This is a genomic window from Priestia sp. AB, assembly GCF_028369225.1.
GTDB classification, from domain to species: Bacteria; Bacillota; Bacilli; order Bacillales; family Bacillaceae_H; genus Priestia; species Priestia megaterium.
The window spans coordinates 575287-588485 of sequence record NZ_JAQMYN010000001.1 but is presented as its reverse complement, the minus strand read 5'-3'; the positions used below and the strand labels follow the sequence as shown (position 1 = coordinate 588485).

17 protein-coding genes are annotated in these 13199 nt (G+C 38.3%); 4 read left to right on the top strand and 13 right to left on the bottom strand.

What is annotated here, in order from left to right; all coding sequences use genetic code 11:
- Window positions 1-7 precede the first annotated feature (7 nt).
- Window positions 8-220, bottom strand: coding sequence for a biotin/lipoyl-containing protein (locus tag POF52_RS03075; RefSeq protein ID WP_013058971.1), 213 nt, complete (start codon window positions 218-220; stop codon window positions 8-10).
- The gene (locus tag POF52_RS03070) at window positions 217-1569 is read right to left on the bottom strand and encodes an acetyl-CoA carboxylase biotin carboxylase subunit (RefSeq protein ID WP_057243122.1); all 1353 of its coding nucleotides are present in this window, start codon (window positions 1567-1569) and stop codon (window positions 217-219) included. Before POF52_RS03070 ends, POF52_RS03075 begins: the two co-directional genes overlap by 4 nt.
- A 313-nt stretch (window positions 1570-1882) precedes the next feature.
- Here POF52_RS03070 and POF52_RS03065 point away from each other — a divergent pair, with 313 nt between their 5' ends.
- Window positions 1883-2353, top strand: coding sequence for an N-acetyltransferase (locus POF52_RS03065; protein ID WP_013058973.1), 471 nt, complete (start codon window positions 1883-1885; stop codon window positions 2351-2353).
- An 81-nt stretch (window positions 2354-2434) separates the two neighbouring features.
- Here POF52_RS03065 and POF52_RS03060 read toward each other — a convergent pair whose 3' ends face one another.
- From POF52_RS03060 to POF52_RS03045, 4 genes are all read right to left on the bottom strand, one after another.
- Complete coding sequence (locus tag POF52_RS03060; protein WP_013058974.1) at window positions 2435-3037, bottom strand: RsfA family transcriptional regulator; 603 nt, start codon at window positions 3035-3037, stop codon at window positions 2435-2437.
- Window positions 3038-3215: 178 nt separating this feature from the next.
- Window positions 3216-3983 carry an enoyl-CoA hydratase/isomerase family protein gene (locus POF52_RS03055; protein WP_271989661.1) on the bottom strand — a complete coding sequence of 256 codons (768 nt, stop codon included), beginning with the start codon at window positions 3981-3983 and terminating at the stop codon, window positions 3216-3218.
- Window positions 3984-4150: 167 nt separating this feature from the next.
- Window positions 4151-4324 (bottom strand): 50S ribosomal protein L32, encoded by a 174-nt coding sequence (gene rpmF / locus POF52_RS03050; protein WP_013058976.1) that lies wholly within the window; start codon window positions 4322-4324, stop codon window positions 4151-4153.
- A gap of 65 nt (window positions 4325-4389) precedes the next feature.
- Window positions 4390-4908 (bottom strand): YceD family protein, encoded by a 519-nt coding sequence (locus tag POF52_RS03045; protein ID WP_271989657.1) that lies wholly within the window; start codon window positions 4906-4908, stop codon window positions 4390-4392.
- Between the two features lie 179 nt (window positions 4909-5087).
- Between POF52_RS03045 and POF52_RS03040 the strand changes: the two genes are divergently transcribed.
- Window positions 5088-6287, top strand: coding sequence for a nucleotidyltransferase (locus tag POF52_RS03040; protein WP_271989655.1), 1200 nt, complete (start codon window positions 5088-5090; stop codon window positions 6285-6287).
- Between the two features lie 26 nt (window positions 6288-6313).
- Here the strand turns inward: POF52_RS03040 and POF52_RS03035 are convergent, their stop codons facing one another.
- Window positions 6314-7330: a SepM family pheromone-processing serine protease gene (locus POF52_RS03035; RefSeq protein WP_016765453.1), complete on the bottom strand. Its 1017-nt coding sequence runs from the start codon at window positions 7328-7330 to the stop codon at window positions 6314-6316.
- Window positions 7320-8117, bottom strand: a complete 798-nt coding sequence (locus tag POF52_RS03030; protein WP_176583404.1) for a patatin-like phospholipase family protein — start codon at window positions 8115-8117, stop codon at window positions 7320-7322. The genes POF52_RS03035 and POF52_RS03030 overlap by 11 nt, the downstream gene beginning before the upstream one ends.
- A gap of 466 nt (window positions 8118-8583) precedes the next feature.
- Between POF52_RS03030 and ylbJ the strand changes: the two genes are divergently transcribed.
- Window positions 8584-9795 (top strand): sporulation integral membrane protein YlbJ, encoded by a 1212-nt coding sequence (gene ylbJ, locus POF52_RS03025; RefSeq protein WP_271989652.1) that lies wholly within the window; start codon window positions 8584-8586, stop codon window positions 9793-9795.
- Between the two features lie 55 nt (window positions 9796-9850).
- On the opposite strand, the gene coaD is transcribed toward ylbJ, so the two are convergent.
- Window positions 9851-10345 carry a pantetheine-phosphate adenylyltransferase gene (gene coaD / locus POF52_RS03020; protein ID WP_176583405.1) on the bottom strand — a complete coding sequence of 165 codons (495 nt, stop codon included), beginning with the start codon at window positions 10343-10345 and terminating at the stop codon, window positions 9851-9853.
- Window positions 10346-10380: 35 nt separating this feature from the next.
- Window positions 10381-10950, bottom strand: a complete 570-nt coding sequence (gene rsmD, locus POF52_RS03015) for a 16S rRNA (guanine(966)-N(2))-methyltransferase RsmD (RefSeq protein ID WP_176583406.1) — start codon at window positions 10948-10950, stop codon at window positions 10381-10383.
- A gap of 613 nt (window positions 10951-11563) precedes the next feature.
- On the opposite strand from rsmD, the gene POF52_RS03010 reads away from it, so the two are divergent.
- Window positions 11564-11950 carry a DUF7147 family protein gene (locus tag POF52_RS03010; RefSeq protein WP_013084871.1) on the top strand — a complete coding sequence of 129 codons (387 nt, stop codon included), beginning with the start codon at window positions 11564-11566 and terminating at the stop codon, window positions 11948-11950.
- Between the two features lie 74 nt (window positions 11951-12024).
- Here POF52_RS03010 and POF52_RS03005 read toward each other — a convergent pair whose 3' ends face one another.
- The 3 genes from POF52_RS03005 to POF52_RS02995 all read right to left on the bottom strand — a co-directional run bounded on the left by POF52_RS03005 (window position 12025) and on the right by POF52_RS02995 (window position 13144).
- On the bottom strand, window positions 12025-12300 hold the full coding sequence (locus tag POF52_RS03005) for a YlbG family protein (protein ID WP_013058985.1): 276 nt from the start codon (window positions 12298-12300) through the stop codon (window positions 12025-12027).
- 272 nt (window positions 12301-12572) lie between these two features.
- On the bottom strand, window positions 12573-12710 hold the full coding sequence (locus tag POF52_RS03000; protein ID WP_271989647.1) for a hypothetical protein: 138 nt from the start codon (window positions 12708-12710) through the stop codon (window positions 12573-12575).
- Window positions 12698-13144, bottom strand: a complete 447-nt coding sequence (locus POF52_RS02995) for a YlbF family regulator (RefSeq protein WP_028410752.1) — start codon at window positions 13142-13144, stop codon at window positions 12698-12700. Before POF52_RS02995 ends, POF52_RS03000 begins: the two co-directional genes overlap by 13 nt.
- Between the last annotated feature and the right edge of the window lie 55 nt (window positions 13145-13199).

The following is a 13199-nucleotide window of genomic DNA, read 5'->3' as shown; positions in this document are numbered from 1 at the left end:
TTATGAGTTATGAAATAGTCACCAAAACGTCGCCTTCGTTCACAAAATCCCCCACGGCTATATGGACAGTCTCTGCAATACCAGCTTGATCGCTTTCAATAGGAATTTCCATTTTCATAGATTCTAATACAACAACAACTTCTCCTTTGGCTACACTTGCACCTTGCTGAACAAACACATTAAATACCATGCCTGCCATTGTCGCTTTGATTTCACTCATTGTGGTGCTCCTCCTTTATTTAATACGGTTGATAATAACGATGTGTTATAGGTGCCTTTTTCATATAACTCTTCATTTAACAACTGCTTAAATAGAGGAATATTCGTTTTGATTCCCTCTACAACAGCTTCTGTAAAATATGATTTAGCGAGTTCAATTGCATTGGAACGCGTACGACCAGTAATAATAACTTTTGCAATCATTGGATCATAAAAAGGTGTAACCGCATTCATATCACTGTAGCCGCTGTCTACGCGCGCATAGGTTCGCTCCGGCAAGTGATAACCCGTAATTTTTCCCGGAGCCGGTAAAAAAGTAAACGGATCTTCTGCATAAATTCGAAATTCAATGGCATAGTTATTTGCTGCTATTTCCTCTTGCACACGTGGAAGCTTTTCTCCGCGCGCAGCTAAGATCTGCCACTTAACTAAATCGACCCCTGCAATTTGCTCGGTGATCGGATGCTCAACTTGCAGCCGCGTGTTCATTTCAAGAAAATAAAAATTTTCGTCTTCATCCACAATAAACTCCACCGTACCTGCATTATAATATCCGATTGCTTTAGCCGCTTGAACGGCTTGGTTTTGCATGGCTTGTCGCGTACTTTCTTTTAAAGAAAGCGCAGGGGCTTCTTCAATCACTTTTTGATTTCTTCTTTGTACGGAACAATCGCGTTCAAAAAGATGAACGACATTACCATGCTGATCTCCAAACACCTGTACTTCGATATGTTTTGCGTTTGTGATAAGCTTTTCAATAAACATTCCTTCTTGACCAAAATATGCTTTTGCTCTTGCTTTTGTGGAGGCATACACTTGTTTTACTGCTTCTTCGTTATCGCAGCGCACCATCCCAATTCCGCCGCCGCCTCCGCTTGCTTTTAACATAACGGGATATCCAATTAGACTCGCTACTTTACAAGCCTCTTCAACTGACGTCACATCGCCTTCGCTGCCGGGGACAACAGGTACACCCGCTTCTTTCATCGCGGCACGAGCAGCAATTTTGTCGCCCATCATCGAAATGATTTCGGGAGAAGGACCGATAAAACAAAAACCTTCATCAATCGCTCTTTTAGCAAATGCACTATTTTCCGATAAAAATCCATACCCAGGATGAATGGCATCTACTTTTTCTTCATGACTAATTCGCAGCAATTCTTCTACATTCAAATATGACTTTTGCACAGGAGGCTCTCCAATTCGACGTGCTTTTGTAGCTGCTTGAACATAAGGAAGCTCTGCATCTGCATCGGAATAGACAGCCACCGTTTCAATGCCCATTTGTTTGCATGTATGAATAATACGAAGAGCAATTTCTCCTCGATTTGCAATCAGTATTTTTTTCACCTTTCTCTCCCCTTTCCTCAAATTTCTACTTTCCCCCATATAATTCTACAATAATTTTAAAACTCCTCTACAATTTTTGAAAACGCTTTCTGTTTGAATCTCACTTTCCTTTTGCTTCCTTTCTAAAAAGTGATGCTTATAGTAATGTATTCTTCGTATTTAACTGAAAGAATTCATTTTTCCTCATGCGCCTTGAATATTCGTTCACCAATCATGAAAACAGAATATTTTGTGTTTTTGTTATATAATATTAGACAAACGAACCAAGCCAGTTCGTTTGTCTAGCAAGGAGACATAACAAGGGGGATATGGGATGAATTACGAAGTGAAGCATTTAAAAATTAATTTTAAAACGCTAGAAGAGTTCAAGAAATTCAAAGAATATGGCATTCAAGAACTTTCAATGCTAGAAGAATTACATGCCAAAATTTCCGATAATGAAATAAATTCTCCGTTTTACGGTATTTATTTTGGAAATAGCTTAGTGGCTCGGATGAGTCTCTATAAGCGAAACAAACAGTACGATCAATATTTCGAGCCGCCTCAAACGTATATTGAAGTGTGGAAACTCGAAGTGCTCAGCGATTTTCAGCGCAAAGGATTGGGTCAAACGCTCGTTGAATACGCCAAATCCTTTCAATTACCTATCAAAACAAGCCCACGAGTAAAATCGAGTGATTTTTGGTCAAAAATGGGGTTCGTGCCTGTAACGTATGATATCGATCGTGATTTGGGAGAAAACCCTCTTATTTGGCTACCAAACGGTGTAAGCGAACAAAAATAAACAGCTGATTTCCAGCTGTTTATTTTATATCTATGTGGTATATATGATCAACATGAAGTAGGGAGCATTCAAACTGTCGCTTTACTTTTGAACTTTTTCTAGATTTAAATTTTTATCCACTTGAAATTTCACTTTTCTACTTTTTTCATCCTCTTTTAATACAACCATTTTACGAGCCCTCTCCATAATTTCAATAAGAGCTTTATAGTCATCTTCCACAATTAACAAGTTGTTTTGCAAAGCTTTTTTTTCTTTTTCCAAAATCGTTACCTTCTCTTGTAAACGTTCAATCTTTTGCTGCAGTTCTTCATTAGCTTCGAGAAGCTCTGACGAGTGCCTTTGCCCTTGATCTACATTTTCTAAATATTTAATTACCTCATTAAGCGAAATATGTTTCTCTGCTTCCATATATGATAAGCGTGCAGGCTGCTCGTCATCTTTTGAAACAGTTCTTGCTTTTAATTCTTTTCTCTGTTTTTTCGCAAGATCAATACCAGTCTTGTATTGTTTGCGCACAAAAGAATTCCAGCGGAAGCCACAAGCTGCTGATGTTCGTGTAAGTTTCTTCCCCACTTCTTCAAATGCAGCTAGCTGAGTGCCACCTTCACGTATATGACGCAGTACAATTTCTGCGAGTAATAAATCTTCATCATGAGTCCATGCATCTTGACGAGAAGAAGTCATTTTTCTATCCCTCCTTATCCGTACTTATTAAATGAATATGCACCTACTAGATAAGATAGACTATTGTTCCTCTTCTCAATCAAGAAAATCTTTCATATACTTTGAAGCAAAATGGGAAACCCGTGATTCTTTCATCTTTCGCTTATTCACTATATTGCTATGGAAATGCAGTTCATAACTATGTTTTTTTAACGATGACCTTTTGAACCGCTTCTTCATGCTCAGGCGACTCCCACAATATCGAACAGCGATGAATTTCTTGTTCCATCCGATTCCAAACCCGGCTTTGCTCCCATTTCTCAATAGCGATTTCTTTGTATGCTTGCAATACCTGGGTCGGTTTATGAGTGATAGGCGCTAACCACTCCTCACACCTCATAGTTAGCTCTTTAAACGACGTTACATAGGAAAGAAATCCAATTTGCTTCGCTCGTTCTACTCCATACAACTGAGCACTGTAGATCATTTCCATCGCCTCTTGATAACGCAGCTTTTCAAGAAGAATGGTTCCTCCTCCCCAGCCTGTTGTAATTCCTAAATTCCCTTGAATAAAGCCCATTTCGCTATGTGTTGCACTTATACGGAAGTCACATGCAATCGCAAGCTCACATCCTCCTCCAACCGATGTTCCATTCAAAAGAGCAACTGTTGGTTTTGGAAGTGTTAAAATCTCATAAAGAATTTTCCCCATTTCCGTTAACATTTGAGACGCCTCTTTCGAAGTCTTTAGCTCATGAAATACGCTTAAATCTCCTCCGCTGCAAAATGCGTCTGAACCAGCACCTGTAATTACAAAAGCTTTTACTAACTGATCATGTTTCACATAATCTACAGCTTGCTGCAGTTCATTCATAACATCATAATCAATAGCATTACGCTTTTCAGGACGATTAATCACAAACGTAGCAATGCCTTGGCTTGTAGTAAACAGCTCGCTTTTTTTCATGCATTTTCCTCCTTATAGACAAGATATGAATCCTTTTACAACAGTAATTGTTTATTTAAAAAGAGTTCTTGTTCTATAAAAAAAATCCTTCTCTTCCAAAGGGCAGAGAAGGAAAAAAGGCAAAAAAATAAAAGACCCTTAAGAGGGTCTTTTATTTAAATAAGCAATTATTTGCTTACTACGTCATTTCCTTTGTAAGTACCACAAGCTTTACATACGCGGTGTGATAGTTTCATTTCACCACAATTTGGGCACTCTACCATACCAGGAACTTGTAATTTAAAGTGCGTACGACGCGTTCTTTTCTTCATTTTAGATGTTCTTCTAAAAGGTACAGCCATTATTCCCACCTCCTTAAAAGAATTTTAAAATCATATGAAGGCCCGAAAGCCGGATCTTCGCATTTTTATTTCTTTTTGTCTTTAAAGAAATTTTCGAGTACGGCTAAGCGGGGATCTACTTTTTCCTGCTTTTCTTCTTCGGTAACAACTTCCCAGTCTTTTCCTGACTGTGGAGCTGCTCCTGCCGCTTGCTGATTTTCACTAAATACCTGCAGAGGAATTTCAACAATAATTAACTCTTGAATCAAAGGTTGTAAATCAACCGTTTCTCCCTCTACAATGCGTACTTCAGCATCTTCTTCATAATCAGCATTCACATTCAATAAAAACGTTTCAGTTGCGTTAATTTCAAACGGAAACGGAACGTCAACTAATGTACGAGCACAAGGCAACGTCATTTTTCCTGAAATTTTAAGGTGAAACGTTACTTTCGAAGAACTAATGTCGGCTCTTCCTTTCACGTTTACATCTGACATTCTACGAATTTGAGGATCAGCATTCATAAACTCTTTGCCGTCAATCACTTCGTCAAATGTTAGACCTTTATTTTGCAACTGATACAATTGATGTATTGTCCATTTCATTGTTAATCACCTCAAGGCAACAAAGGTTATTATAGCTTTCACAAGATTATTTGTCAATATTTTTTCTTTACACTATAATGTACTTAAATATGCTTTTTTGTAAAAATTTCTTACTTTCATAAAAAAATGTTTTTAAAACAAAGAGCTAGACTAAAAATAATAAATTAAAAGGAGACATTATGCAAGCAGTTGGAATAATTGTCGAATATAATCCTTTTCATAACGGACACGCTTATCATTTGCAGCAAGCGAAACAACAAACCGGAGCAGATTGTGTGATTGCTGTGATGAGCGGGCACTTTTTGCAGCGCGGAGAGCCTGCTCTTGTATCAAAATGGTCCCGCACAAGAATGGCTTTAGCCGCTGGTGCAGACTTAGTCGTTGAATTACCCTATGCTTTTTCTACTCAGAAAGCTGAAACATTCGCAAGCGGCGCTATTTCTATTTTAGAATCCCTTCGCGCTGACTTTGTATGCTTTGGCAGCGAAAATGGCAATATTGACTCATTTACCCGCACCGCTGATTTGCTCGAAGCTCATGAATCAGAACTATCCGCTTTAATTCAACAAGAGATGAAAAAAGGGAACAGTTATCCAAAAGCAGCTTCCAATGCTTTCTTACAGCTTTTTACTGAGGCTCCTATTGATCTATCTCAGCCAAATAATGTGCTTGGAATGAGCTATGTAGCTGCCATTAAAAAACAGCATGCATCTATTAAACCATATACAATCACTCGAATTCAATCACATTATCACGATGATTCCCTGTCTTCCTCTTTTATTTCAAGTGCTACAAGCATACGTAAAGCTATTTTTGACAGCAGCAGCCATGGGGACCTGAGCCAGCACATGCCAGTTAGTACGGCAAATGAATTAACAGCTTACAAGCAAGCACACGGACAGTTTCATCATTGGGAGCATTATTTCCCATTTTTGAAATACAAATTATTAACTACTCCGCTTTATGACTTACAGCGTATTTATGAAATAGAAGAAGGTATTGAACATCGGCTCCTATCTTATATTTCTTCAGCTACTTCATTTGAAGATTTTTTAACAAATGTTAAAACGAAGCGATATACGAGAACCCGTTTACAGCGCATGTGCGTTCACCTTTTAACCAATACAACAAAAAGTGAGATGCAACAAGCTGATCTTTATATTCGCTTATTGGGAATGTCAAAGACAGGACAAGGCTATTTAAAAACGATTAAGAAAAAGCTGTCCCTTCCTATTGTATCCACTGTATCGCAATGTAAACTAAAAGAAATTGATACCGATATTAAAGCGACACATGTTTATAGTATGCCGTTTCAAGAGCCTCTGCGCTCTCAATTTATGAAACAAGAATACACGCAGCCTCCTATCATTTGGCCATAAAAAAATCGTCTGCAAGAGACGATTTTTTATGGTTTCAGCTTTTCCAAATACGTTACGGCGTCCGAAAATGAATCTACGGGTACAATTTTCATATCACTGTCTATTTTTTTAGCTGTCTTCACTGCTTCTCGGTAGTTAGAGCCCGCAGCCCCTTTTTCATTTGGTGCAAAGAAAATCTCTGCTCCTTCTTTATCTGCGGCTACAATTTTTTGCGAAATACCTCCGATTGGTCCTACCTCTCCTTTATCATTGATAGTCCCTGTACCTGCAACGCGATGGCCTTTTGTCATGTCCTCTTTAACAAGCTGATTATAAATTTCAAGCGAGAACATCAGTCCAGCTGAAGGCCCTCCTATTTTTTCAGTATCAATATGTATATCGGGCTTAACTTTTAGTTCTTGGTTCGTTTCTAAGGCAATTCCTAGGCCTACTCGTTTCGGCTCGTCAGGGAATGCTTTAACTTTTAGAGTATGTTTGCTTTCTTTGCCATCTCTTTTTACATAAATTGATACTGAATCTCCTGCTTTTTTAGTCGATACGTAGTTGATTAAGTCCTCAGCAGTTTGAATTTTTTTCCCGTCTACTTTCGTCACTACATCTCCAACATGAAGTTTTCCATGTGCAGGCATATTTTCTACGACATATGTAACATATACGCCTTTATTGAGATAGGAAACGCTCTTTCCAGCTGCTTCGTATGCTACTGAAATAGCAGCATTTTTTGACGTATCCATCATATGTAATTGCCTTGTCGAGTAATCTTCATCGCTTTCACCTTGCTGCAAAATTTGCTTTGTAGGGAAAATTTCATGAAAGTCCTGTATTTTCGCAAGACCATATGAAAGAGGAGTTGCTCTGCCCATTCTTACAGTTGTCAGCATAAACGTCCCTTTTTCATGGTATCCATCTTCTACCTTAATAATAGGCGCAAGTTCTTCTGCCATTCCAGGCTTTGTAATGTAGTACGGCAAAGGATAAAAACAAAGCATTGCCACCACTGCAATAACAGCCAAATATACCAAAATTCTAATTCTAGATTTCACTTTTTTTGTTCTCCTTCCAATGATCAATTGCTTGCAGGATAGAAGGCAACTGCTCATGTGCTGCTTGTTCACCAATTGAAATCATTTCTTGAATGTTTGTAAACGCTCTGGAACTAAAAGTATCGAGATTAGGACGAATCATAATGTCTGAAGCAATGGTCCGATGAGCTACTAGCTCATCTTGCAAAATATCTAAACTTTGCATAATGACATCAAAAATAGAGCTGATTTCTGCATTCACTTTCGCTTTTGATACATCGACTCCAATGACAATATCAGATCCCATTTCTTTTACAACCGATACAGGAATACGGTCCACTACCCCGCCGTCTACAAGCAATCGGCCATCAATTACTTCGGGAGCAAAGATTCCTGGAATTGAAATACTTGCTCTCACCGCTTCAGCGATAGGTCCTTTTTTAAACACCACTTTCTCTCCTGTTTTCAAATCTGTGGCTACAATGGCAAACGGTACAGATAGCTGTTCAATGGTTCTATTTTGCGTAAAGGTGCGAACCAACGATTTTACTCTGTTTCCCGTAATAAATCCCATTTTAGGCACGGTAAAATCCAAATAATACTTTCGTTTGAACGTTAGCGCCATTTTATAAAGAGTTGTCAATTCAATACCTGACGCATATAGTGCACCAACTAAAGCTCCCATGCTGCTGCCAGCTAGAAAATCAATAGGAATGTTATTTTCTGTTAGCGTTTTGATTACTCCTAAATGTGCAAAACCTCTAGCTCCACCTGAGCCTAACGCAACTCCTATTTTTGGGCTTTCCACTTTACCTGCCCCCTCGTTTTACCTTATAGACTTCTAAAAATGTAAAAACATTTGATGAGCTTCTCTATCATTGTTGCCCTGTATTCGGTAGGACTATTCTTCATTTTCTATTTGTTCATTTAGTATGAAGCTAAAGATATGTTTTGCTCAATACACGGTGGTTATTAAGCATTATACTATACTGAAGGTTGTTTTAAGAAATTCTTACTCTTCGCTTGCTGCATATACGTTTTTTTACTCCTTGACTATCCTAGGAGTGCATTGATTTATGTATATGAATTGTATTTCCAAATGTGACAAGACGCCTTTTTATTCAATATGAATTTATTTTCTCCTTACTCATAGGCATAAAGTCGATGCATAGCTTCGTATATTGATATATAGAAGAACTTGTACATTTGCCTAAAACTCCTCATTTCATTCATATCAAGATGACGTGAGCTTAGAAAAGGAGATGAATCGTTCGTTGAATAAATCAATGGTGAAAACACTTCTGCTCGGGACGAGCGTAACGCTTCTCGCTATTGCGCTTATTGTATATCCAAAAGAAGCGCTAGAAGGTTCAGTAAGAGGTCTCAACACATGGTGGAAGGTCGTCTTTCCTTCTCTGCTGCCCTTTTTTATTGTTTCAGAAATGCTTATTGGGTTTGGCGTAGTGAAGTTCATTGGAATCTTATTAGAGCCGTTTATGAGGCCTTTATTCCGAGTACCTGGAGTAGGGGGTTTTGCTTTAGCAATGGGCATGGCTTCTGGGTTTCCTTCAGGTGCAAAAATCACTTCCCGGCTGCGTCAAGAAAAGCAGCTAACAGCTATCGAAGCTGAAAGACTCGTATCATTTACTAACTCATCTAACCCTATTTTTATTTTTGGAGCTGTGGCAGTTGGCTTTTTCCACAATCCAGCGGTCGGTATCATATTAGCTCTTTCACATTACATAGGGAATATTTGTGTAGGATTGGTGATGCGGTTTTATGGATCAGCAAAACCGAAAGGACAAGTAACTCAAAAACCTTCTTTATCGTTAGCTTTTCATGAAATGCATAAAACGCGTTTAAAAGATAAGCGTCCTATCGGGAAGCTTCTAGGAGATGCGGTTACTTCTGCTGTTCAATCTCTCTTAATGATTGGCGGTTTTATCATTTTATTTTCTGTATTAAACAAACTTTTATATGTTACTCATATCACGGCCGTTTTAAGCAGCGGTCTAGCTTATTTATTTTCCCTTTGTCATATAGGGACTGAACTGAGCCTTCCTTTTACTTCAGGGCTTTTTGAAATCACGCTAGGAAGCCGTCTAGCAAGTGAAGCGCCAGACACGCTGCTGTTTCATCAAATTATCATCGTTAGCTTTGTATTAGGGTTCAGCGGTTTCTCCGTTCAAGCACAAGTGGCTAGTATACTCGCCGAAACAGATATTCGATTTTTTCCGTTTTTTATTGCACGCATTTTTCACGGCTGTTTTGCGGTAGTATTCACTATCTTTCTATGGGGTCCTCTTCGGGAATCCATTACTACTTTTCAAGCATCTCAAGGAGCACTGCCGGTTTTTTCTCAATTGGAGTCCGTTACGATTCTATCGCAGTGGCTAAACGTGTACGGTCCGCTCTTAACGATTTTTACGCTGTGCTGCTATATTTATATATATTCAAAACGAACGTTTCTTCATCGTTCCCAGTAAAAAAAGAACGCGACGTTTTCTTATCGGCAAAGAAAACGTCACGTTCTTTTTTATCTTATTTTTGAGACAGCTGTTCAAATTTTTCCGCAAGCGCTTCTTTAACAGGGGGAGGAACTAATTCAGAAATATTCCCCCCATATTTAGCTACTTCTTTTACAATACTAGAACTTAAAAAGGAGTATTGATTATTTGTCATCATAAATAACGTTTCGATTTCTTTATCTAATACGCGATTTACAGATGTGATTTGCATTTCGTACTCAAAATCCGATACTGCACGTAAACCTCTCAAAATGGTCTTTGCCTGCTTTTCTTTTGCATATTCCATTAATAATCCGCTGTACGACTCTACTACCACATTAGGAAGTGATTTTGTTACTTCTTTCAGCAAAGCTACTCGCTCTTCCCCTGTAAATAGGGGACTTTTTGAAGAGTTATTTAAAACAACCACATAAATCGTATCAAATACATTTGCGCCTCGTTTAATAATATCAAAATGTCCATTTGTAACTGGATCAAAGCTTCCTGGACAAACAGCTATACTGCCCATACGTATCCCCTTTCTACATCTAACAGCTCATTGATTTATTCAACTGATTCTTCTTTTTTGTATGTATAAATAGAAACACCAATGATACCGTACGTTTCGCTTTTTATTTTTTCAAATAAACCAATCTCATTATCCAAATGTACATCATGAGAATGCTCCGCTACAATAATTCCTGTTTTTGCTAGAAGGTTTTCTTCACTTACCGTTTCGATAAGCGCTTTCAACTTTTGTGCTTTATACGGTGGATCAAGCAAAAGTAAATCGACAGTCAGTTCCCTTTTCTTTATCGCTTTCAGTGCACGTTCTGCATCATTTCGATACACTTCAGCGCGGTCTTCTAACCGGCAAGATGCTAAGTTTACTTTAATCGTCTGAATCGCTTTGCCATCCCGATCCACAAAAATGACTTTATCTATTCCTCGGCTTAGAGCTTCAATTCCCAAGCCACCGCTTCCACCGAACAAATCAAGAGCTGTTCCACCTTCAAAAAACGGTCCAATCATATTAAAAATAGCTTCTTTCACCTTATCTGTTGTAGGGCGGGTTGAGTATCCTGGAACCGCCTTTAACGCATGGCCTTTATATAAACCTGCTACTACTCTCATCCTTATCACTACCTTACTTTTACTTCCTTATTCTTCATTATCCTAACATATTTTGAATTACAAAGACTAGCAAAAATCCTCAATTTATTCAATGCTGTATACATTCTGTGCAATAAACCCAGCAGCTTGCTTTTATGCTGGAGTTTTACGGCCGTGTCCTTAGATACACTGATTCTTTTCTAAAAGATACACCTATGAAGATCATTCGGCATTTCGTTCATAGAAGAATTCCTTTACTTTAATATGTCATAACAAACGTAAATTTACCCTTTTTCTCTGTTATGTTATCAGTCTTTTATGTATTAAAAAGTGAATTTCACAAGACAGGTATATGAACGTTTAAAACGGACATACTGACTAGTAACAACATCATCTAACCGATGTTGTTGCCAACCGCGGAGAAGACTTACGTTTCCCCATAAGTTCTTCCTCCGGTTTCTCCTCTCCCTTTGCCTTCATCAAGGTGCTTGTAATCGCAGAGGTGATTACACCCCTTTATTGAAGGGCCCTACAATGAGTAGTTGTAGGGATTTTTTTATTTACTCCTAAAATATTCAGTGATACATTAAACTACGTGAGTTTGCTTTTTTAATACATAGAGGGGGAAATACATATGATTCAGCGTTTTATTGAGCTCGGAGAAGGGTATTCAGATATTTATGAGCTGTTAGAGATTGTCAAAAGCAACAAACATCGTCTTGCTCATCTTATTATGCTGCGAACAGTAAAAGAAGATCGACAAGTAGCTTCTTTTGTCGCTGTCTTGCATCCAACAGCTGAAGGGAATTTCCAACCGCTTTACGTTTGCCGTGAAGGAATTGTTTTAAAACAAAACGACAGCAAGCGCGTTGAGTTATTTAAACGAGCTGCTGAGGAAGCGGGAAAAGAAATTGTGGTACTCGATGTCAAACCATCTACTACTTTTCCAGAAACAGCACTATACTATCAGCACCTTATTGGCATTTTGCGAATGAACCGCTTTATTCCGCCAATGCAATAACCTCATCCCTGCCTATTCGTTTGCTAAGGCCAAGTAAAATATAAAAAGGAATGTACACTACATTCCTTTTTTGTTTAAATTCCTATCTTATAGTCATATTCCTTCGCTTTATCCGGCTTTGAATTTTCGAATTCTGTTTTTAAAAACGGCCGATAAGAAGGATCTACTTTCTTCACAAAGGGTAGAGACTGAAGTTTATGGATTGTTTTTTCAATGCCATCTTGGTTGCAATATAAGACAACATACTTTAATTCTTTAGATACGTAATGTACATTTCCGTACTTTCGCAATGCTTTTGCTTGCTTAACAGAATGCACATACGCCACAATTCCTTGACGTTCAACAAACATATTTAGTTCCCCTTTTGCATACGTTATATTGGTTTTCTTTATCATAAATTCTTTTATATGAAGTAGGTGCTTTATGTATGAATTTAGATGATATCTGGATGATCTTTCTTACTCATTTTAACGAGCACAGAGCTATTGAACAAGTCATTTTCAAAAAAATCACAAATATACCCTTTTTGTATATAAACACATCAATTGAGCGTAGAAAAATAGATGAGCTTCTAGAAGCTTCATCTATTTTTGCTACATCCAATACAAATGCTACGTGGCGCTCAACTTTTGTCAGGAGTCAGCATCTTACTTATGTCTATCAGCACAGGTTTTACGTTCCACAGCGTAAAATGGCCTGCTGCGGAAATTCCTGTGCTGATTGCATTCGATTTATACAGTGAACGGCTTATGCGCTGCACCCACAGCTTCCACCAGATCCGCAGCCGCCGCCACAGCTGCTTCCCGTATCAAAAAACGGATTTCCCGTCGGTACTTTAACGTGCTCTGAAACAGCTTGACCAAGGATAACGCTAATTTCATCAAGCAGCTTTTGTAATTCATTTTCTGCTTTTTTGAACGCAGCGATTGTCGCGTGTAAATCAACTTGACGCTTTACATCACGCACTTGTCTCGTAATGGTTTTATAATCAGGATGATATTTCCCAAATCGCTGAACATCCTCATACTGTTCCTTTATTTTCACAAATTCAGCAATTAATGCCTGTGCATGTGAATCTTTATTTAATCTATATAAACATTGACGATAGTTCTCGGCTACGTCTGATTGTAACACCATGTTAGCTACGTGATCAGACTCATCGAGTAATTCAACAGTTCTCATTGTTGTCAGCATGGCTGTGCACCTCCGTTTTTATCTTATCACGTTTTGGATCTAAAGAAAAAGAACT

What these genes read in the sequence shown, in the direction of transcription:
- POF52_RS03010 (WP_013084871.1), top strand. Translation starts at nt 11,564, where the DNA reads ATGATTCAGCGTTTTATTGAGCTCGGAGAAGGGTATTCAGATATTTAT.
- coaD (WP_176583405.1), bottom strand. Translation starts at nt 10,345, where the DNA reads ATGGGCAGTATAGCTGTTTGTCCAGGAAGCTTTGATCCAGTTACAAAT.
- POF52_RS03055 (WP_271989661.1), bottom strand. Translation starts at nt 3,983, where the DNA reads ATGAAAAAAAGCGAGCTGTTTACTACAAGCCAAGGCATTGCTACGTTT.
- POF52_RS03005 (WP_013058985.1), bottom strand. Translation starts at nt 12,300, where the DNA reads ATGTTTGTTGAACGTCAAGGAATTGTGGCGTATGTGCATTCTGTTAAG.
- POF52_RS03065 (WP_013058973.1), top strand. Translation starts at nt 1,883, where the DNA reads ATGAATTACGAAGTGAAGCATTTAAAAATTAATTTTAAAACGCTAGAA.
- POF52_RS03045 (WP_271989657.1), bottom strand. Translation starts at nt 4,908, where the DNA reads ATGAAATGGACAATACATCAATTGTATCAGTTGCAAAATAAAGGTCTA.
- rsmD (WP_176583406.1), bottom strand. Translation starts at nt 10,950, where the DNA reads ATGAGAGTAGTAGCAGGTTTATATAAAGGCCATGCGTTAAAGGCGGTT.
- rpmF (WP_013058976.1), bottom strand. Translation starts at nt 4,324, where the DNA reads ATGGCTGTACCTTTTAGAAGAACATCTAAAATGAAGAAAAGAACGCGT.
- POF52_RS02995 (WP_028410752.1), bottom strand. Translation starts at nt 13,144, where the DNA reads ATGCTGACAACAATGAGAACTGTTGAATTACTCGATGAGTCTGATCAC.
- POF52_RS03040 (WP_271989655.1), top strand. Translation starts at nt 5,088, where the DNA reads ATGCAAGCAGTTGGAATAATTGTCGAATATAATCCTTTTCATAACGGA.
- POF52_RS03060 (WP_013058974.1), bottom strand. Translation starts at nt 3,037, where the DNA reads ATGACTTCTTCTCGTCAAGATGCATGGACTCATGATGAAGATTTATTA.
- POF52_RS03075 (WP_013058971.1), bottom strand. Translation starts at nt 220, where the DNA reads ATGAGTGAAATCAAAGCGACAATGGCAGGCATGGTATTTAATGTGTTT.